Origin of the sequence: Niallia sp. Sow4_A1 (assembly GCF_052116745.1) — a bacterium.
In the GTDB taxonomy this organism is placed as follows: domain Bacteria; phylum Bacillota; class Bacilli; order Bacillales; family Cytobacillaceae; genus Niallia; species Niallia hominis.
Genome location: NZ_JBQKKM010000014.1, coordinates 80,977 through 101,294, shown reverse-complemented (window position 1 = coordinate 101,294; position 20,318 = coordinate 80,977). Strand labels below are relative to the sequence as shown.

16 protein-coding genes and 4 pseudogenes are annotated in these 20,318 nt (G+C 34.1%); 3 read left to right on the top strand and 17 right to left on the bottom strand.

The genetic code is table 11. The features are described from left to right. Positions 1 to 164 precede the first annotated feature (164 nt). A complete protein-coding gene (gene bglA / locus ACTQ5K_RS10145) occupies positions 165 to 1,604 on the bottom strand; it encodes a 6-phospho-beta-glucosidase BglA (protein ID WP_441993899.1) in 1,440 nt (479 codons plus the stop codon). A 212-nt stretch (positions 1,605 to 1,816) separates the two neighbouring features. Between bglA and ACTQ5K_RS10140 the strand changes: the two genes are divergently transcribed. Beyond that, a complete protein-coding gene (locus ACTQ5K_RS10140) occupies positions 1,817 to 2,527 on the top strand; it encodes a GntR family transcriptional regulator (protein WP_441993898.1) in 711 nt (236 codons plus the stop codon). Between the two features lie 310 nt (positions 2,528 to 2,837). On the opposite strand, the gene ACTQ5K_RS10135 is transcribed toward ACTQ5K_RS10140, so the two are convergent. Beyond that, positions 2,838 to 4,523, bottom strand: a complete 1,686-nt coding sequence (locus ACTQ5K_RS10135) for a methyl-accepting chemotaxis protein (RefSeq protein WP_441993897.1) — start codon at positions 4,521 to 4,523, stop codon at positions 2,838 to 2,840. Positions 4,524 to 4,708: 185 nt separating this feature from the next. Between ACTQ5K_RS10135 and ACTQ5K_RS10130 the strand changes: the two are divergent. Both ACTQ5K_RS10130 and ACTQ5K_RS10125 read left to right on the top strand, forming a co-directional pair. After that, a pseudogene (locus ACTQ5K_RS10130) lies at positions 4,709 to 5,262 on the top strand (class II fructose-bisphosphate aldolase); the annotation flags it as partial. A gap of 343 nt (positions 5,263 to 5,605) precedes the next feature. Then, positions 5,606 to 5,929 (top strand): annotated as a pseudogene (locus tag ACTQ5K_RS10125) (class II fructose-bisphosphate aldolase); the annotation flags it as partial. Here the strand turns inward: ACTQ5K_RS10125 and ACTQ5K_RS10120 are convergent. From ACTQ5K_RS10120 to ACTQ5K_RS10050, 15 genes and pseudogenes are all read right to left on the bottom strand, one after another. Then, positions 5,888 to 6,001: pseudogene (locus ACTQ5K_RS10120) on the bottom strand (PTS fructose transporter subunit IIB); the annotation flags it as partial. The pseudogenes ACTQ5K_RS10125 and ACTQ5K_RS10120 sit on opposite strands and share 42 nt — an antisense overlap. A gap of 49 nt (positions 6,002 to 6,050) precedes the next feature. Next, positions 6,051 to 6,518 (bottom strand): PTS sugar transporter subunit IIA, encoded by a 468-nt coding sequence (locus ACTQ5K_RS10115; protein WP_031537255.1) that lies wholly within the window; start codon positions 6,516 to 6,518, stop codon positions 6,051 to 6,053. Between the two features lie 31 nt (positions 6,519 to 6,549). Further along, positions 6,550 to 6,915, bottom strand: coding sequence for a hypothetical protein (locus ACTQ5K_RS10110; RefSeq protein ID WP_031537256.1), 366 nt, complete (start codon positions 6,913 to 6,915; stop codon positions 6,550 to 6,552). Positions 6,916 to 6,924: 9 nt separating this feature from the next. Continuing rightward, positions 6,925 to 7,044, bottom strand: a pseudogene (locus tag ACTQ5K_RS10105) (hypothetical protein); the annotation flags it as partial. Between the two features lie 26 nt (positions 7,045 to 7,070). Continuing rightward, the gene (locus ACTQ5K_RS10100; RefSeq protein WP_349204973.1) at positions 7,071 to 8,060 is read right to left on the bottom strand and encodes an HTH domain-containing protein; all 990 of its coding nucleotides are present in this window, start codon (positions 8,058 to 8,060) and stop codon (positions 7,071 to 7,073) included. A 245-nt stretch (positions 8,061 to 8,305) separates the two neighbouring features. Then, positions 8,306 to 10,348: an ABC transporter ATP-binding protein gene (locus tag ACTQ5K_RS10095; protein ID WP_441993896.1), complete on the bottom strand. Its 2,043-nt coding sequence runs from the start codon at positions 10,346 to 10,348 to the stop codon at positions 8,306 to 8,308. 54 nt (positions 10,349 to 10,402) lie between these two features. After that, positions 10,403 to 11,341 (bottom strand): ABC transporter permease, encoded by a 939-nt coding sequence (locus ACTQ5K_RS10090; protein WP_031537259.1) that lies wholly within the window; start codon positions 11,339 to 11,341, stop codon positions 10,403 to 10,405. A 6-nt stretch (positions 11,342 to 11,347) separates the two neighbouring features. Next, positions 11,348 to 12,283 carry an ABC transporter permease gene (locus ACTQ5K_RS10085; protein ID WP_031537260.1) on the bottom strand — a complete coding sequence of 312 codons (936 nt, stop codon included), beginning with the start codon at positions 12,281 to 12,283 and terminating at the stop codon, positions 11,348 to 11,350. A gap of 118 nt (positions 12,284 to 12,401) precedes the next feature. Then, entirely contained in the window at positions 12,402 to 14,027 is a 1,626-nt protein-coding gene (locus tag ACTQ5K_RS10080) for a peptide ABC transporter substrate-binding protein (RefSeq protein ID WP_441993895.1), read from the bottom strand. A gap of 322 nt (positions 14,028 to 14,349) precedes the next feature. Beyond that, entirely contained in the window at positions 14,350 to 14,976 is a 627-nt protein-coding gene (locus ACTQ5K_RS10075; RefSeq protein WP_031537262.1) for a hypothetical protein, read from the bottom strand. A 7-nt stretch (positions 14,977 to 14,983) separates the two neighbouring features. Next, the gene (locus ACTQ5K_RS10070; RefSeq protein ID WP_268817860.1) at positions 14,984 to 15,112 is read right to left on the bottom strand and encodes a hypothetical protein; all 129 of its coding nucleotides are present in this window, start codon (positions 15,110 to 15,112) and stop codon (positions 14,984 to 14,986) included. Between the two features lie 152 nt (positions 15,113 to 15,264). Further along, positions 15,265 to 16,530, bottom strand: a complete 1,266-nt coding sequence (locus tag ACTQ5K_RS10065) for a helix-turn-helix domain-containing protein (RefSeq protein ID WP_441993894.1) — start codon at positions 16,528 to 16,530, stop codon at positions 15,265 to 15,267. A gap of 249 nt (positions 16,531 to 16,779) precedes the next feature. After that, positions 16,780 to 17,979: an MFS transporter gene (locus ACTQ5K_RS10060; protein WP_235251611.1), complete on the bottom strand. Its 1,200-nt coding sequence runs from the start codon at positions 17,977 to 17,979 to the stop codon at positions 16,780 to 16,782. Between the two features lie 141 nt (positions 17,980 to 18,120). Next, entirely contained in the window at positions 18,121 to 19,137 is a 1,017-nt protein-coding gene (locus tag ACTQ5K_RS10055) for a YeiH family protein (protein WP_031537265.1), read from the bottom strand. A 133-nt stretch (positions 19,138 to 19,270) separates the two neighbouring features. Beyond that, positions 19,271 to 20,173, bottom strand: coding sequence for an AraC family transcriptional regulator (locus ACTQ5K_RS10050; RefSeq protein WP_235251613.1), 903 nt, complete (start codon positions 20,171 to 20,173; stop codon positions 19,271 to 19,273). Positions 20,174 to 20,318: the final 145 nt, after the last annotated feature.

Here is a 20,318-nt window from a genome sequence, read left to right as displayed (position 1 = left end):
ATTTAATCTCTTTTGTATATACAGTTTTTTTGCCCACGCAAAAACACCTCCGAATAATGTCACAATACTTATCTCAAGTATTGCCATTTTGGAGGTGTTTTATATTGTCTCACTATTTTAGGTTAGTCCAAAAATCAAAAAACTTTCTCTTCCTTTTTTCTATGTTATAGCTTTTCTCCATTCGATTGAATAACCTCTTTATACCAATAAAAGGAGTCCTTTTTCGAACGATTCATCGAACCGTTTCCTTTATTATCACGATCAACATAAATCATTCCATAACGCTTTTTCATTTCTCCTGTTGTAAAGGAAACAATATCAATAATTCCCCATGGTGTGTAGCCAATCAAATCGACCCCATCATATAATACAGCCTTTTCTAAAGCTTCAATATGAGCCTTTAAGTATTCAATTCTTTCTTGGTCATGGATAGCTCCATCTTCTTCAATCGTATCGATTGCTCCAAACCCATTTTCTACTATAAACAATGGGATTTGATAGCGATCATATAGACGATTTAATACATATCGAAGACCTGTCGGATCAATCGACCAGCCCCAGTCACTTGCTTTGATAAAGGGATTTTCTACCGCATTCGGCAATGCTCCATTTACAATATCCCCTGCATTATCATTTGCCACATCACTCTTAACTGTTGTAGACATATAGTAACTAAAACCTAAATAATCCACTGTCCCATTTTTTAAAATATCTTCATCACCAGGCTCAATTTTAATAGAATAGCCTTCTCTCTCAAATTCTTTTAAAGCATATTTAGGATAATATCCTCGAACTTGAACATCTGGGAAAAAATATCTTTGTCTCATTTCCTCTTCAGCTAGCATAACATCCGCCGGATTGGAAGAATATGGATATATAGGAATATGAGAAACCATTGCACCAATGTGAAATTCTGGATTTATTTTTTTCCCAACGGACACAGCTAATGCACTTGCAACTAGCTCATGATGGGCGGTTTGATACATTACCTCTTTTGCATTTTCCCCTTCTTGTATGGTTACTCCAGAATTTGTCCATAAAAATAACGGGCCAGAGACATCCATTTGATTATTAATTTCATTAAATGTCATCCAGTATTTCACCTTATCTTTGTAGCGATGGAAGCATGCTTCTGCAAATCGCACGAAACAGTCTATTACTTTCCTATTTCTGAAACCTCCATATTCTCTCGCAAGATGTAACGGCATTTCAAAATGAGATAGCGTAATAACTGGCTGAATGCCATACTTTAATAATTCGTCAAATACTTGATCATAAAAGCGTAACCCTTCTTCATTTGGCTCTAGCTCATCCCCTTTTGGAAAAATTCTGCTCCATCCAATCGAGGTTCGTAAACACTTTAAGCCCATTTCTGCGAATAAAGCAATATCTTCCTTGTATCGATGATAAAAATCAATCGCTTCATGGTTCGGATAAAATTGTGCTTCTTCAATGGTGTCTGTTATTTTTCTTGGCACTCCATGAGCACCTGCTGTCATAACATCTACAACACTTGGGCCTTTTCCTCCCTTGTTCCATCCCCCTTCAAATTGATGGGCGGCTAAAGCACCACCCCATAGGAAATCCTTTGGCATTTTACTCATCGCTTCTTCCTCCTTCTAATTTATCATGCATTATTCGTATGTTTGTTACTCTTCTGTATCACATTCAAAACACCATACCTCAACACTATAATTGTACCGGTATAATATTATAAATACAATATTATATTTTTATACCCTGTTAATTTTAATGAGTTTTTATAACAGATATGCTATAATCCAGCTATAAAGTTTAAAGATATTGAGGTATGTACATGTTAAAATACCAGCAAATTGCAGAAAAAATAGAAAGATATATTGAAGAAAATGGACTTAAACAAGGCAGCAAGCTACCAGTCATTGAGGCTTTAATGAAACAGTTTGGGGTTAGTAAAAGCACCATTATAAAAACCTTGGAGCTTTTAGAAAAAAAAGGGATTATTTTTCAGGTAAGGGGCAGCGGTATATTTGTAAGAAGGCAAAATCGAAAAGGCTATATTAGCTTACTTTCAAATCAAGGATTTAAAAAGGATTTAGAAGATTATGTACTAACTTCGACGATAATTGAATTAGAGGTAAGAAAACCAACAGAAGAAGTCTCTATAAATTTAAATATGGAGCTTAACGAGGATGTTTATTATGTGAAAAGAATCCGCTATATAAACGGACAAACCCTTTGCTTAGAGGAGTCTTGGTATAATAAATCGATCATTACCTATCTAAATAAAGAAATCGTTTCTGAATCCATTTTCCATTACATAACAGAAGGATTGGGATTAAAAGTTGGTTTTTCTGATGTCTATTTACAAGTGGATAAGTTAAATGAGGAAGAAGCAACTTTTTTAGGATTAGAAAAAGATGCTCCTAAATTATTAGTAGAAAGCATCTTTCATTTAACGAATGGCCAGCCATTTGACTTTTCAAAAGTCACTTATAATTATCAGCAGTCCCAGTTTTTTATTCAGGCAAATAGCCATTTCTTTTAATTAAATTCGGCTGTTTTCGTAAAGTTTGTTGCTATGACCCACAGCCTGAATACACTTTTCTTTCCATGGGGCTACGCTTGAGCCTCCTCAGCTTCGCCTGTGTGGTCATACCTTCCTCGCTAACCCATGGGAGTCTACATGTATTCAGGCTGCTAAGTATTTTCTAATTAATTAATTTATTTTTCTTATTAAAAAAGCAACAATCTTTTAGAAAACAGCCTTAAATTTAAATTAATAAATGAGAAGTCACAAAAAGTGCTCTTCTTTTATTTCTAAAAAAAGTTACTTTTAAAATAAAAAGTGTTCTTCCTTAAATTTTAAATCGAGAGACTAATTGCTGAAGTTCTTCTGACATTTTAGATAATGCAATACTTGAGCTTGATATTTCTTGGAAGGAAGCGGTTTGCTCTTCTGTTGCTGCAGCAACACTCTCTGTTTTTTCTAACGTTTCACGAGAAGTATGAGCAATTTCCCCAACAGACTCTTGTACCTCTTGAACTTCTGCCGTAATTTCTTGCGTTGTTTCAGCCATCTTTTTAATATGATCTGCGATGGATTCTACACGATCTAGGATTTCCTTTATATGTTCATTTGTAGTATCAGATAATTTCGTTCCAGCATCTACATTTTCTTTTACTAATGACATATTTTTTTCCGTCGTATTGGAATGATTATGAATCGAGCTAATAAGTGAATGAATTTGACCAACTGAAGTACCTGTCATTTCTGAAAGTTTTCGGACTTCTTCTGCAACAATTGCAAAGCCTTTTCCATGTTCTCCTGCTCTTGCTGCTTCAATCGATGCATTTAATGCTAGCAAATTCGTTTGATTTGATATATCTTCAATGCTTGCTAGTACCTGATCGATTTCATTTGTACTTAAAACAAGGGACTTTAACCCATCGCCAGCCAAGTCAACAGATGCATGAATTGCCTCCATCTGTGTTTGCATTTCTACCAACGCTAATTCCCCATCTTTTGCTTTTTCTTTAATAAGTAGGGACTCAGTGGCAACTTCACTAGCGGTATTTGCTACATGCTTAATATTTTCCAAGGAATTATTAACCTCTATTAAACTGTTTTGAGTAAGTGAATCTTGCTTATTTCCATTCTCTGCAATGGTTTGTATAGCATACGCCACCTGCTCTGCAGCTACAGTTGATTGTTCCATACTAGAAGCTAATTCATCTGATGCAAGTGCCACGTTTTTAGAAGTTTGACCTACACTGCCTATCATCATCTGAAGCGATCCAACAAATGTGTTAAACGAATTTGCTAAATGACCGAATTCATTTTTCCCATTTACGTACACTCTTTGTGTTAAGTCACCTTCACCGGATGCGATATTTTGCAATTGACTATTTATTTTATTTAATGGACCCAAAATAGATTTGAGTAAAATAAAGCCTAAAACGATACTTAAACTAGTTGCAATAATAATAATAACGATCAATATCATTTTTGTTATTTCACTATTTTTTTGATTTTGTTCTTCAAGTAGAATGACATCTTGATTGATATGTTCTACTAATTCATTCACAGCTGGATCCAGTATTTCTTTTCTCAATGTACGTAAATCCTCAAAATGGAGCTTTTCTGCTGAAGCTTTATCCTCGCTATAAGCCGCGGGGACCTGATCACTTGTCGTTAAATACGATTGAAGACTAGAAGAAATAGCCTGGATACCTTCTTCATATACACGATAATTCGAGAGATTTTCCATTGTTTTTAACGTCTGATTTATATCCGATTTTTTGCTATTAATTCCATCGATATATTCATTATTTCCTGTAAGAAGAAATCCACGTTCATCATTAGAAATACCAGCAATACGATATTGCAAATGCGTAACGAGACGCTGCATCTCTTTTGCATCTGTAAGCTCTTTACTGTTTATTATTAAAGCTTGCAGGCTAGTATTGGTATATATGCCTATTCCTAACATAGATATAATTAAAATGAAGAAAATTAATGCTAATTGATATTTTATTTTCATTTTATCCCCCTGAGTTTTACTTGTCTTTCACAAAGCTATTTTATTTATCAATTATTTCTTAGCTATGTCCCTACTATATATCGGAGACATTTATTATTTATATAGTTTGTATACGATACCAATTTTCTTAAATAATTATTTTTTATAAAAGGTGTTCCAATACTTTTCTGAACATACAAAAATAAAAAATTGTTGAAGTCAGCCATTCGTTTGGGGTATCAGTCGAAGGAGAATTAGGGACAATTGGTAATACAGGTACCTCGGTCGAGGGAGGGGTATCTGAGGTAATTTATACAAGACCAGAAGATGCCCAAGAATTTGTAGAAAAAACGGGGGTAGATACATTGGCTATTGCAATTGGAACTTGTTATGGTATTTATCCAAAAGATATGAAGCCAAAGTTAAGAATGGATATTTTGAAAGAAATTAAAGAAATTGTCGACATTCCGTTAGTATTGCATGGGGGTTCAGCTAATCCAGATGAAGAGATTGCAGAAGCTGTTCAAATTGGAATTAAAAAGTGAATATTTCGTCGGATTATAAGTACGCTTTTTATAAAAAATGCCGTGAAATTTTGGCCGAAACAGAACTGTGGGATCCAAACGCTATATATCCAGCGGCGTGTATTGATGCAGCTAAAGAAATAGTAAAATATAAAATGAACTTGTTTAAATCCATTGGAAAAGAAGAAACTTACAGAGAAGAAAACGTGACAGCTTGGCGTAGAGATTGGTTATAGGTTAAAAAAGGGGAGGGAATGTTTCTCTCCTTTTTTTCTATATAGCTAAATTTACTCCAAAATGTTAATGCTACCGTTATCGACTTGGACAACAAAAGTGACATTTGTCGGCTCATTTTCTGTTTCAATTTCGATTCATCCATTATTCGTTTCTAATTGAATGGGTTGATTTAATGTAGTTGTTTTCATGGATATTCTTCCATTATTGGACTTTCCTTCAATGGTACCACTCACATGCTCCCATCAGACCATCGCTACTGGGAAAGATTTAGTTAAATATTATATTCAAGTGGCAGGATCTGAAGGGAAATCTTTATAAAATTAAGGAAAAGAGGAGTATATTATGTTATTAAATATGAAGCAATTATTAGAAGTTGCGCAAAAACATCAATTTGCTGTTGGAGCATTCAATGTAGCGGATAGTAATTTTCTTAGAGTAGTAGTAGAAGAGGCAGAAAGTAATAATTCTCCAGCTATTATTGCTGTACATCCAACTGAATTGGATTTTGTAAAGGATGAGTTCTTTGCTTATGTGTTATCAAGAATAAAGAATAGTCATGTCCCATTTGTGCTACATTTAGATCACGGTGGGAATTTGGACGATATTATGCGGGCTATTCATGTAGGATTTAGTTCGAACCTTATGTCCCATTTCTTGACCAGCTTTTATCAATTTTTCTTTAGCTATATACGTATGGGCAATTCCAGAAGTGCACGCAGATATTCCAACAATATTCATCCTAATCCTCCTCCAATAAAAAAGTATTTATCAAGATTTTCCCTTATTATTAATTTTTAGTTAATACCTTTAAAAATTTACTCTTCGTTTGAAGTGTTTGAAACTTTGCAATTGTCTCTTCTTCAGCTAACAAGACAGCGACCTTTTGCAATAATTTTATATGAATAGTTGTTCTATCAGTGTCTTTGACTGCAAATAAGATAATAATATTAATAGGATTCCCATCTAGTGATTCCCATTCTATTAATGTTTTTGTTCTACCAATTGCAATGGATGTCTTTAATACATGCTCAGATTTGCCATGGGGGATGGCTCCCCCCTTTTCTAGACCTGTTACTCCTTCATTTTCGCGAAACATCACATCCTTTATAAATCCTTCTTTATTAGAAATACAACCGTTTTTAAATAATAACTCGGCTAACTCGTTAAGTACTTCTTCCTTCGTATTGCCTTGTAAATTTAAGTCTATAAGGTCTTCAGTTACAACCCTATTAAAATCCAATTCTTCTATTCTCATGTCCACTTTACACTCTCCTATCTTTCCATTTTCAACCGTTATTACTTTGTTGGTTGTAATAGTCCTTAATGAATTGATCTATTTTAAATTTATCTTCTTGGTTTAAAATAGGACTCACAAGAATGGTTGGTTTATCAATAATACTATGTGTTTTCACAGTCGAAATCACTAGTTCTACATCTTCGTAGTCTGTCTGTTTTATTCGTTGTTGAGCTATAATTTTCTTTATATGGATATCAGGAAAAGTTCTTCTTATTTTTTCACTTAACAAATGAGAAGTACCAATTCCACTTGTACATTCTATTAATAAAGGAATCTGGTTAGCAAAATGATCATCATAAGATATCTGAAAATATAAAGTAATATAGCCGATTTCTTCATCCGTTATATACCTCACCCAATGCCCTTCTTCTATTAACTCATTTATGCTAACCTTTATTAAGCCAAATATATTGGTAAAGTTAGATTTAATCGACTTTAAAATTGGATTAATAATATTTATCCGATGACTTAGTCTATATATCATTGCATGCATGTGCAAATTTAATCTTTCTAATAAAATAACTCATCATCTGTATCAAATTGGTACCCACTATTCTCTGTAACTCTCGCTATTAACCTATTTGCTAAAAGAATTACCTGTTCATTTTGGTAATGTTCTGTATCTTGATTCAATAAAAAGCGTGAATTAAGTTTATGCGCTTTCAAAATATAGTATAGAGAATAAATATCATATGCTTTTAATTGGATAGAAAAGCACTTTTCTATATCATCAACCAAATCTTTACATACATAATAGATACTAGCGTTATTATCTATCTCTTCAAATACTACTTCTTCGTTTAATATAAGCTTATTCCTTTGTTTTTCTATGATCGAGAGAAGGGAACAAAATAATGTTAAATAATAGGGCTGATCTAAACTTAAATCATGCTGTACTTGTATATCATGTAGTAATTTCTTAATTTTTAATAAATTATTATTTTTCACTTTTACTTTTTTTATAGAATCAGGAATATCATATTGACTAAAAGGATCTCCCATTTGAGTTAAGTATTTTTCAATAATCACCGCCATTAACCGATAAATCGATAGTTTATCTCCCTTTATAAATGTTCCTTCATTTGTTCTTATTAGTCTTAAGTTATATGGCATTAATTCTTTTTCAATATGTTTAAAGTCATTGAGGATAGAACTTTGGCTTACGATGTATTTCTCTGATATTTTCTGAATTGAGGTTTTACAGGGTGCAATCGACAGAAGGAATAATAATAGATTCAAACGACGTTCATCTGGATAATCAAATACTGTAGTTTCACTTTCTAGTATTTTCTTATTATTTTCTAAATAATAACCAAAATTTTCTTTTTTTATTATCCGAAACGGCATTGAATTTGCATCAATTATTTGTTGGATATCTCTATAAATTGTTTTTTTGGAAACTTCTAGTACTTCCGCTAACTCAGCAGCTGTTACATAACATTTCTCCTTTCTTAAGATATTAAGAATCATTTGATGACGCTCATTCATGACCTCACTCACGAATTACTTCACCTCTTTTCTAATCTCTATGCTACTATCTTATTCGATTGAAAACGGATACACAATTACAAAATTATGATGGATTTTGTGTCCCTATTAAGACGGGATTTTTTGTTTTAAGCTACTACATTGTATCTATCGGAATACTTAGGGAAACATTCTTCCTCTTTTTACGTATTGAAAAAAGTTTCCATTCTATCAAAAAAAAAGCAAGGAAACATAAAATCCCCCTGCTTCATTGCTTTTTAAACCATCACTTTCATCGCCTCACTATAATGACAAGCAACCCATCTACCTTCCTTTACCTCTCTCCACTCCGGTACTTCCTGACACTTTTCTGTAGCAATCGGACATCGAGTCCGAAATCGGCACCCTGTTGGGGGAGCAATCGCACTTGGAAGATCACTATTTAATACAATACGCTCTCTCCGTCGTTCCACTTTAGGATTTGGGATTGGGATTGCAGATAATAATGCCTTTGTATATGGATGGAATGGTTCAGTATATAACTCCTCTGCAGGAGCAAGCTCTACAAGGCCCCCTAAATACATCACGCCTATTCGGTCACTGATATATTTCACCATTGATAAATCATGGGCAATAAACAAGTAAGTTAATCCTTTTTCCATTTGGAGCTTTTTCAATAAATTGACTACTTGTGCTTGAATAGATACATCCAAGGCAGAAATAGGTTCATCTAATATTAGAAATTCTGGATCTACTGCTAAGGCACGAGCAATTCCAATCCGTTGTCGTTGTCCACCTGAAAATTCATGGGGATATCTACTCGCATGCTCTTTTGGAAGACCAACCAATTCCAGTAACTCTTTCACCTTTTCCGTTCTTTCCTCTTTCGTCTGATATAATTGATGAATATCCATTCCTTCAGCAATTATATCTTCCACCGTTTTTCGAGAATCAAGAGATGCATATGGATCTTGGAATACCATTTGCATTTTCCGATGAATTGCCTTTTTTTCTTCATTCCTTACATTACCATTAATTTTCTTTTTTTGAAAAATAACCTCTCCATATGTTGCCTCATATAACTTTAATATGGTTCTGCCTGTTGTAGACTTTCCACAGCCTGATTCACCGACAAGCCCAAGTGTCTCCCCTTTCATAATATGGAAGCTAACATCATCTACTGCTTTTAGTGTTTGATTTTTATCTATTTGGAAATACTTTTTAAGATTATTCACTTCCATAATTGGTTCACTAGAAAGAAAACGCTTCTCCCTACTTTCTTCTATTTCCACAGATTTCTGAACTAACGAAATTCCCTTTTCATTTACACTAACAGGAGGAGCAATTTTAGGAGCTTTTTCATGCAGTAACCAACTTTCTGCATAATGTGTATCAGTAATTTGATACATTGGCGGTTCTAATTGATAATCAATAGCCATAGCGTATTCATTTCTTGCAGCAAATGGATCACCCTTTGGAGGGTTCATTAAGTTAGGTGGTGATCCTGGAATAGAGATTAATTCTCCTTTTGTATCTAAGTTTGGCATTGAACTTAACAACCCCCAATTATAAGGGTGCCTTGGGTCGTAAAATATTTCATCAACCGTTCCTTTTTCAACAATTTTCCCGGCATACATAATAGCAACAGAGTCTGCAATATTAGCAACAACTCCTAAATCATGTGTAATTAATATGATTGCAGTACCTGTTTTCTTCTGTATATCTTTTAATAGATCAAGAATTTGTGCTTGAATAGTAACATCTAGTGCAGTAGTCGGCTCATCTGCAATTAAAATTTTCGGATTACAAGCTAATGCCAATGCAATCATTATCCTTTGTCGCATACCGCCTGAAAATTGATGTGGATATTGATTATATCTAAGCTCAACATTGGGGATTCCAACTAGCTCAAATAGTTCTAATGCAATTTTCTTTGCTTCCTTTTGGGCTATTTTCCGATGCTTTCTGACGCTTTCTACTACTTGTAATCCAACTTTCATCGTTGGATTAAGGGCAGTCATTGGATCCTGAAAAATCATCGAAATTTCCGAACCACGTATGTTTTGCATTTTTCTTTCAGATAAGGAAACTAAATCTTGCCCATAGAATAAAATCTCTCCTTTACTGATATTCGAGATTCCTTCTGGTAACAATTTCATTATCGCTCTTGACGTCACAGATTTTCCTGATCCAGATTCTCCTACAATTGCTAATGTTTCCCCCTTCTTTAAAGTGAAATCAACTCCTCTAATTGCTTGAACTATCCCGGCATATGTTTTAAAGGAAATATGTAAATCCTTCACTTCTAAAATTGTCTCCATTTTCTATGCCTCCCCAAAAAGTCTATCTTCTTCATTATGTACTGCGCTCTGAAACTACTTTCTCAATTTGGGATCAAAAGCATCTCTTAATCCATCTGCTAAAAGATTAAAGCTCACCATTAATCCGGTGATGACAATAGCCGGATATATCAATAAATAAAATTGATTCCGCATGGAGTGGAAACCATCATTTATCAAAACTCCAAGGGAAGCTGCCGGTTCTTGTAATCCTAGTCCAATAAAACTTAAAAATGCTTCAGTAAAAATAGCACTCGGAATGGTAAACATCATATTAATAATAATTAAGCCAATCGTATTAGGAATCATGTGATTGACAATAATACGTTTATTGCCTGCTCCTAAAGAACGGGCAGCAAGAACGAACTCTTGATTTTTATATTTTAAAATCTGTGCTCTTACAATCCTAGCCATATTAACCCAACCTGTAATAACCATCGCAACCGTGATGGTAAAAATCCCCGGTTTCATCATCATGATTAATAGGATGACAATAACTAAGTGGGGAATTCCCATAAGAATTTCAATAACTCGCTGCATGAAGCTATCCACTTTCCCACCGATTAATGCAGAAATCGAACCAAAGGTTACTCCAATTGCTAAGTCAAGAACACTAGCTAAAAGGGCAATATATAAAGATATTCTGGTCCCTTCCCAAATTCTTGTCCATTGATCTCTTCCAAACTTATCTGTCCCAAGCCAATGTTCTCCATTAGGAGGTTGATAGGTTTTATCATAATCCGTTTGATAATAGGTATAGCCGTTCAGATAGGGGCCAAAAATCGCAAGCAAAAGAATTAGTAATAAAACAACTAAGCTAGCAATAGCCGCCTTGTTCTTTTTTATACGAATCCAAGCATCTTTCATAAAAGAAAAAGAGTGCTGCGATATTTGTTCTAGCTCCTCCTGTTTCCTTCCAACGACTTCGAAAAGTTCATCGGGCAGCTGATCTATTTTACGATTTGGTTCTGCCATTTATCTTCACCCCTTTAATCCGCTAATTCGAATTCTTGGATCTATCACACTATATAATAGATCGATAACAAGCATTGTTAGAATAAAAAAGGCACTGTAAAATAGTGTTACTCCCATAATGGTTGTATAATCATTAAACTTAATAGAGTCCACAAAGAGACTACCAATACCAGGAATACTAAAGATATTTTCAATAACCAATGAACCAGTTAAAATACTAACCGCAACCGGCCCGAGAATCGTGATAACTGGAATCATCGCATTTCGAACAGCATGTTTGATAATAACTCCCCATTGGCTGAGCCCTTTCGACTTAGCAGTTAAAATATAATCTTGCTGCAGAACATCTAGCATTTCTGTTCGCGTAAACCTGGAAACAAGTGCGATAATCATTAAAGATAAGGCGATCGATGGAAGAATAGAACTATCGTATCCTTCCCAAAACGCCACTGGAAACAACCCCCATTTCAAGGCAACTACATATTGCAATAGGGCAGCAAATACAAAGTTGGGAACAGAAACACCAATTACTGCAACGAACATCGTGACATAATCCCAAACCGTATTATGCTTTAAAGCTGCAATCATCCCTAGAATTAACCCAATAGATAATCCAAGTATGATAGCTTGCACACCAAGGAATGCAGAAGGGAGAATACGACTAGATAAAAGCTCGTTAACCGACTGTCCTTTGTAATAATAGGAAATTCCTAAATCCCCTTTTACTAGATTCACTAAGTATTTTCCATATTGTACATAAACAGGCTTATCTAATTCATATTTTGCAAGAAACTCCATTCTTGCTTCATCAGTGAGACTCGATAATTTTTCTTCATTAAAAGGAGAGCCCGGCAACAGCTTCATCAGAAAAAAAGTGATTGTTGCAATAATCCATAATGTAATGATTATATTTAAGATTTTTATGCCAATAAATTTCCCCATAAAAACACCTCTTCCCATGAAAAGATACTTAGTTTCTTCTAAAGAAGTTCCTCCTTAACTAGTTGGAGAACAATCTAATAGATTAGGAGGGAAAAAATTCTCCCTCCTATCTCCATTTTTATTTTTCAATTGTTACATACTTCAATTCTAATGAACCACCAGGCGGCAATTCTAACCCTTTTACTTTCGGATTGATCATAAACGCTCTACCATCAAAATAAAGTGGGCCAACAATCCCTTTATCAATCAGAATTTTCTCTGCTTCGATAAATAAATCAATACGTTTATCTACATCTGTTTCTTTTTGAGCAGCTAGTACTAATTCTTGATACTTGCTGTCTTCAAAATAGCCGCGGGATGCGGAAGCTGGCTGTCCAAGCCATTCATAGATAAACGTCATCGGATCATTATAATCTGCTCCCCATCTATTTACTGCAATCATGAAATCTCCGTCACGCATTGCTTCCAATCTTCCACTAAACGGTTTTGTTACGATAGATACATCCACACCTAAATTCTTCTTAAATTCACTTTGTAAAAATGTTGCCGTGTCCTTTGAAACAGAATCGTCTGATGCTAATAATTCAATTGGAGGTAACTCCCCGCCCTCTTTAATTCCTTCTTTAAGCAACTCTTTTGCTTTAGCTGGATCTGGTGTAAATACATCTCCTGCTAGTTCACGATAAGTGGAGGAGCTGTTTCCGCTAATACCAGCTGGTACTACTCCAGTACCTGGAAGGGAACCATTATTTAAAATAGTTTCGGTTAAAATTTTCGGATCAAATGCTAATTGAAATGCTTTTCTAATTTTCTCATTATCAAATGGTTTTTCTTGTAAATTTACTTGTGTAAAATAAGTACGGAACATCGTTTCTGTTCCATAGCCTTCTTTATCTTTATAACTATTTACATCCGATGATTGTAAATAGACTTTATCCAGTTTCCCAGAATCATATAAATTTAGTGCCGTACTTGCTTCTTTAATAACATCTAAATTTACTTTATCTACTGCGACATTATCCTTGTCCCAATATTCTTTATTTTTTTCTAAGGAAACGCCTTTTCCTTGATCATAAGAGGTTAATACATAGGGGCCATTATAAAGAATGCTGTCTGCTGTCAGTGCATATTTGTCATATCCTACTTCCTCCACAAACTTTTGATTTAGTGGGAAATAAGTTACAAATGTAGTTAAATCAAGAAAGAATGGCGTAGGCTGGTTTAATGTCACAACCAGTGTTTTATCATCTGGTGCATCTACCGCAACAGCTGATTCATCTGCTTCGCCAGCATTATATTCTGCTGCTCCTTTTACAAACTGAGCAATAATGAAAGCATACTCGCTTGCTGTATCAGGATCTAACGTTTTTAACCAAGCATATTTGAAATCTGCTGCTGTAACAGGTTCTCCATTACTCCATTTAATTCCCTCTCTTAAATGGAAGGTATAGGTTAATGCATCCTCTGATATATCTACACTTTCAGCCATAGCAGGTTGAGGTTTATTATCCTTATCAAGTCGATAAAGCCCTTCAAGTACATTATTTAAGATGGTAAAAGATGTTCCATCCGTTGATTTCGTTTGATTTAAATCTGGTATATCTGATTCTAATGCCAGATTCAATGAACTAACTTCTTCGTTGCTAGATTTTTCTTCTTCACTTGAGCTAAAGCCTGCACAACCACTAAGCAATAGCACTAATACTACAAGTACTGACACATTTAACATCCACCATTTTCGCATTGTTTTCCCCCTTATTATGTATATAGCATGTACACAACAAAAAAATGTTATATTTTCTGACAAAAACAAAATCAAAAAATGGATGAAAGTCATTAGATGTTACTTCTTATAACATAAAGTTATTATACTGCCCCTCATTATGGAGGTCAATTATAATTTGTAATATTTTGAAAATTAAAACTTCAGTCTAAGTAACCATACATTCTCCCCTATACACACCTAAATATTTGTCTCTATAACAAACCTCAGGATTTTACTCATAAGAAAAAAGGCGATTTACCAATGCTCGCCTTTTTAACCTGATAACTATTCATTTTTCCTACTAAGAGATATATGAATCTCTAAAACTACTTGTGGGGTACAACCACTGTATAAAAATATAAGGGGGCAATAATAACTTTTTCTCTTGGTGTTCTGATACAAAATCCGCTATTGCAATAGTAGATTCTACTCCTCCATGCAAGGATAGGAAGTAATTTAGCTGTTTCATTACCTTAATTAAGGTATCCAATGTCTCTTTATCTTTTCTTAAAAGTTTATAAGAAATTCCTAAATTAGACTTGATACCAAGCTGCTTTTGATGGACTGCAACCTCTTGAAATTGATTACTCTCAATCTGGTCTAGTTGCACAAAAATTTCATTATCTGCGTCTAACTTATAAACTCCATTATTAGGTATTCCTGTAACAACATCTTGGTTCAATTTAATAATCAAGGGCGATATAGCTTGAATAAATTCTGGTTCAAACTTGTCAAATACCTCAAATAAAATCTGCGCAAGCGTATTTTTGTGAAAAAGGGAATTTTGTGTTTTCCCTATGTTTTTATGATGTTTTTCAATGGAACACGAGACAATATGAGAAGTTGATGGTTGTAAATAATCTCGATTCATTTGATCTTGATAGGTTCCAAATATCCGTTGCATTAATTGATTATTCATCTCCATCATTAATCTGTTACTCCGTTTCTTGGTTTCCAATACTAAGTGCCCCAGGTTGGCATTCATGTCCTGCTAATGCATTGCCAAGATTTACTCCCAATGTTAAAGTAACGAGAACAACTATAGATACTATCATTTTTTTCATTCTTTGAAACACTCCTTTTCTTTTATCTATTTGTATTTGTTAATGAAAGTTTATCTCAAATAACCTATTTATAAAAATAGGTAAAATTATACTATTTTTTCTATCATTTAATAAGTAATTTTAACCTGCAATTTTACTACTTATCTGCTAAATCATTCCTCATATTCTAGCGCCTTCATTAAATAGTCGGCAGCCTTTTTATATGCTTTCTTATCATAAAAATGATTACCAAGCTCTTTCGTAATTCTTTTAATCAAAATTCCTTGATTTAAATGAATAGCAGAATCTAGCATTTTTTGCATTCCTTTTTCATATAAACTTTCATTTCCCTGTAATTTCTTCACTGATAACCTTAATAAACATAATAAAATATTGTCATGCTTAAGCTGAAATTTTTCTGTAATCGTTAATGCTTTTTCTAAATATTTATCCACTAGTACCCAATCTTTTAGTTCAATATAGATTTCCACTAATCTTCTTAGTGGGTGAACAATTTGTAAATCTAATGAAGGGTCTTCAAAAATATTAATACTATTTAAATAATAGTTAATCGCTGACCCATATTCCTTTTTTCTTTCATAGACTCTCCCTATATTATGCTGTATCATCCCTTTGAAGCTAGTAAGTTTTTCATGTCCTTCCATTTCTATGATAATACGCTCTGCTTTTTTTAAACATTCCATTGAATTATCTAAATCATTATTTAGTTGATACTGAACGCCTAATGTAATTAATGCAGTAATGATATATTCTTTTTCCTCATATTTTTCAAAAATCTCATATGCTTTATTAGAATAATACATACTAATTTCTTGATTTGCGTGAGTTCTTTGCTTTATCAAACTAATATTATAATAAAGCTTTGCAGCATCCAGACTATCCCTTTCTTTTAATAAATGATCTGCCTTTGTATAATAATGAACCGAATAATTAAAATCTTGAAGATAGTAAAAGAAGTTTCCACACGCCAGAAAATAGTAAAAGTATTCATCCTCTAACCCTTCACTCATTTCTCCTGAAATAAATCGTTTGGATAGGCTATAAATACTTCTTGCCTGCTCTATTTCACCTTTTGTCGTATAGTACCGTAACAGTACACCATAAAGGTGAAGGTTTACTTTTGTAGAGTTCAATTCTAGCGTTTGTATATGTAAATAAGAGAGATCTTCTTCTGTTATTTCTCCTTTCTGCTTATAACTTTCTACAATTCCCAACGTTTTTTCGTCTCTATTCGGGCTACTTAACTCGGTTAAATCATACCCTAGTCTTTTCGAAACTTTTCTTAGAAACTCTGCAGAAGGATTAATTTGTCCATTTTCAATTCGACTTAAATAAGTGATGGAACATATCCCTTCCGTAAGCTCTTTTTGCGTTAACTGTTTATGTATTCGCAGCTGCCTTATTCTTTCACCTACCATTTTGACCCCTTCTCTCCAAAGATCTATCTCTATTTTTCTATTATATATTATATCGCGCTTATACCATTCTTTTGAAATATAATAGCGTATGGACATTTTTTAATTTAGCTATACATTATGACGCTTTAAATTGGTTATTTCTATTAAAAATAACCAACCATCCATACGAAACTATTCGTGTGAATGGTTGGCTTTCTTCGGCTGGAATACTTATTATGTCCTCAGCATTTTTTTATCGTGTTTTCAATTTTACGCTATTGTAGACAGATGAGAAGTACTATTCCCTTTCCACATATGAACTATAAGCGCAAGTATCGGAAAGGCAATAGCAAAAAGCAGGGAAATTTCTGGACTAAATTGATAATAGCTATAGCTTCCAATCCAGGAACCAAAGGCTCCTCCTAAAAAGAAGATTGTCATATATAAACCGTTCAATCGATTCCTGATTGATGGGTTTAAGCTATAAATAACCTTTTGTCCTAATAGCATATTACCTGATACACCGATGTCTAGCACAATTCCTGAGATTACGATAAGACCTATACTTATATAAGAATGGTCCTTTACAAAAAAGAGGAGAAGGATAGAAAAAATAACTAGCCCCATTGAAACATTTGTCATTATATAAATATATCCTTTATCTGCTAACTTCCCAATATAAGGTGTCAATAATGCACCTGCAATGGCAACAAAACCAATGAGTGCAATTTCATTATTGGAATAATGCAAAGACTCAGATCGTAAGAGTATCGGCATCACTGTCCAATATAGACTGAATGTAGCAAATACACAGGCATGATAAAATGCTCGTTGCTGTAGAGGTGCTGTATCAAGTAATACTCTTACCATCGAACGCAATAAACCCGGATAGGTTATAGCAAGGCTGGATTCTACTTCAAAGTCTGGTAAAAATTTTAATAGTAATAATAAAATAGTAACTAAGAGCAGAAAAGAAAATAGATAGACCATTCTCCATCCTAGCCAATCTGTAATAGCAATAGAAAATGGGCGCGCAATCATAATTCCGATTAAAAGCCCACTCATTACTTTCCCGATATAATTTCCTGCTTCTTCTCTTGGTACAATTTTCATCGTTAACGGAACCAACATTTGTGCTGCACTTGCACCAATCCCAATAATGGTAACAACGAACAAAAAGAGAAAGCCATTTGTTGAGAATAAAGCGCCAATTAATGAAAGGATTGTCACTCCTAATAGTAAGATGATTATTTTCTTACTTTTGTATAAATCTGCCATTGGGACTAAAAAAAATAAACCAGCACCATATCCTATTTGGGTTAAAGTTGTTAAAAGTCCGGAAGAATTAGAAGATATATGTAGATCTGCAGAAATAAATTGGATAATTGGCTGAGCATAATAAATATTAGCGACAACCGCTCCACAGCTAATCGCTAAAAGAAAGATGAGAAAGTTTGTTTTATTATTCATTTACCATAATTCCTTTCATTAGAATAGATGGTATATAATATAATTATTTTAAAAGGAAAAGTCTAGAAAAACAACTTCACTTTCTTCATTCTATGCTCAGTAATTTCTAATTAGAGATCAGCCTTTTCTTCAGGGCTAGCATCACCAAAGGAGCTTTACAAGTACATATCCTAAGATAGATAATACTATTGAACCAATCAAACCAGCTATAAACGGTTTTATACCGAGTTTTTTAAAGGTTTTTATATCTACATAGAGCCCCAATCCAGCCATTGCCATCCCAATAAAAATATATGCTGAATCGACTAAGTTTGCAGTAATTGTTTTGGTAACAATACCAAGCGTATTTATTCCACTCATAAATAGAAATCCAAAAATAAACCAAGGGAAAACAGAAAGAGATATTTTTTTCGATGTGCTTCCTTCTTTTTTATCAGAGAAGATCATTCCAATAATAATCGCTACTGGTACTAATAAGGCGACACGTGTTAATTTTACAATAACCGCTATATCCACCGTCGTTTTCCCCCCGATGGAAGCTGCAGCGATAACATGAGCTACCTCATGAAGTGTACTGCCTGCGAATATTCCATATTCTGTTGGAGTCAAAGGTAAAACAGAATAAAGAGCCGTATAGATTAATGTAAAAATGGTACCTAAAATAGCTACAGTAGCTGCTGCAACAGACGTCTCCTCCTCTTTCGCTTTTAATGGAGCAGCAATCGCAACTACAGCTGCTGCCCCACAAATAGCGGTACCACAGGCGGTTAATATTCCTAATTTTTTATCCACTTTAAAAAATCGAGTCAAACCATATACAAAACATAGGGTAAAGATAATTACAACTACTGCTACAATAACAACATTTACTCCAGAGTGATAAATATCAACTAAGTTAAGTCGCATTCCCAAAAGAATGATTCCTAGCCGCAGTAACTGCTTATTCGAAAATGCTATCCCTTTTTCGAATTTTACCTTTAACCCAAAGATTGCCCGCCAACCCATGCCTATCAATATCGCAAGCACTAATGGTCCCATAATAGATAGGATTGGCAGTGCATCTGCTAAATATTTTGCAAAAATAGCAATGACAAAGGTGATTCCAACCCCCATTATCCATCCACTTGGTTTTACTTGTGCCTTTTCGTTCGTCTCCATATGGACCCTTCCTTCTAAATTAGTTCCTTCATACTTACCTTATAAGAATTTTTATTATTAGTAAAATATATATTAATGATAACTATTATTATAAATACTAATTATAAAACAAGGAAAAGACCTGCTATTTGGATTACACATTAGCAGGTCTTCTGTTACTAAGATTTATTTGCAATTGCCTTACATCACTTTTTGGTGGTAGTCCAAAAAGCTTGCTATATTCTCTACTAAACTGAGATGGACTTTCATAGCCAACCTGAAAGGCTGCTTCTGCAGCTTCTAATCCTTCAGAAAGCAATAACCTACGCGCTTCCTGTAATCGAATCACTTTTTGAAACTGCAAAGGAGACATTCCTGTAATTAATTTAAAATAATGATGAAAAGAAGAAACGCTCATATTAGCAGATTTAGCTAATTCCTCTATGCGAAGGGGCTTCGCATAATTATGATTAATCACTTGTATTACCTCTTTTATGGATTGTGAATGACTTCCTAAAATCGCATATTGCTTCATCTGATAACCATCCTCTGTTTGCAAAATACGATATAATATTTCCTTTTGATAGAGTGGTGCAAGCACAGAAATATCTTTTGGGGAGTCGAGAAGCTTCAGCAATCTACTTAAGGCATCTGTCATATCTGGGGTAGTTTTATTTACTAGCATTGCCCTTTTAGGTAGAAGGGAGTCTCCTTCCTTTTGAGTGACTGCTTCTAAAATCTGTTCCGTCGTAAATCCAAGCCTTATACAATAATATGGATTATCTTTCGAAGCGTCTGTAATTTTCCCACTAATAGGCAAATGAACAGATGTGATAAGATATTGACTGGAATTATAACGAAATATCTCCTCACCGAGCATGACTATTTTGGCCCCTTGTACGATGAAACAAACCGATGGATCTATTATAGAATGCAGTGGCTCTGTTAAGGTAGAAGCTCGAATAATACTTAAATGGTCAATCTTTGTTTCATGTGTGCCATCTATTTTAATATGCTTTTCTATTAATTGTAATAGCTGGCTTTGTGGATTTTCCATAAATCCTCCTTCGATTTTTCATTCATTTTACATCTTATTTGGAGAATTAGGCAAAGATGAAACATGAATCTTCTATCCATCTTGTCTCATGCCTATATATAATTAACTCACATCAGCCTAAAGGATGAAAGAAATAACTAATGGA

Coding starts and splice junctions, on each gene's coding strand:
- bglA (WP_441993899.1), bottom strand. CDS start 1,604: ATGAGTAAAATGCCAAAGGATTTCCTATGGGGTGGTGCTTTAGCCGCC.
- ACTQ5K_RS10140 (WP_441993898.1), top strand. CDS start 1,817: ATGTTAAAATACCAGCAAATTGCAGAAAAAATAGAAAGATATATTGAA.
- ACTQ5K_RS10135 (WP_441993897.1), bottom strand. CDS start 4,523: ATGAAAATAAAATATCAATTAGCATTAATTTTCTTCATTTTAATTATA.
- ACTQ5K_RS10115 (WP_031537255.1), bottom strand. CDS start 6,518: ATGAGAATAGAAGAATTGGATTTTAATAGGGTTGTAACTGAAGACCTT.
- ACTQ5K_RS10095 (WP_441993896.1), bottom strand. CDS start 10,348: ATGGAGACAATTTTAGAAGTGAAGGATTTACATATTTCCTTTAAAACA.
- ACTQ5K_RS10090 (WP_031537259.1), bottom strand. CDS start 11,341: ATGGCAGAACCAAATCGTAAAATAGATCAGCTGCCCGATGAACTTTTC.
- ACTQ5K_RS10085 (WP_031537260.1), bottom strand. CDS start 12,283: ATGGGGAAATTTATTGGCATAAAAATCTTAAATATAATCATTACATTA.
- ACTQ5K_RS10080 (WP_441993895.1), bottom strand. CDS start 14,027: ATGCGAAAATGGTGGATGTTAAATGTGTCAGTACTTGTAGTATTAGTG.
- ACTQ5K_RS10075 (WP_031537262.1), bottom strand. CDS start 14,976: ATGATGGAGATGAATAATCAATTAATGCAACGGATATTTGGAACCTAT.
- ACTQ5K_RS10070 (WP_268817860.1), bottom strand. CDS start 15,112: ATGAAAAAAATGATAGTATCTATAGTTGTTCTCGTTACTTTAACATTG.
- ACTQ5K_RS10065 (WP_441993894.1), bottom strand. CDS start 16,530: ATGGTAGGTGAAAGAATAAGGCAGCTGCGAATACATAAACAGTTAACG.
- ACTQ5K_RS10060 (WP_235251611.1), bottom strand. CDS start 17,979: ATGAATAATAAAACAAACTTTCTCATCTTTCTTTTAGCGATTAGCTGT.
- ACTQ5K_RS10055 (WP_031537265.1), bottom strand. CDS start 19,137: ATGGAGACGAACGAAAAGGCACAAGTAAAACCAAGTGGATGGATAATG.
- ACTQ5K_RS10050 (WP_235251613.1), bottom strand. CDS start 20,173: ATGGAAAATCCACAAAGCCAGCTATTACAATTAATAGAAAAGCATATT.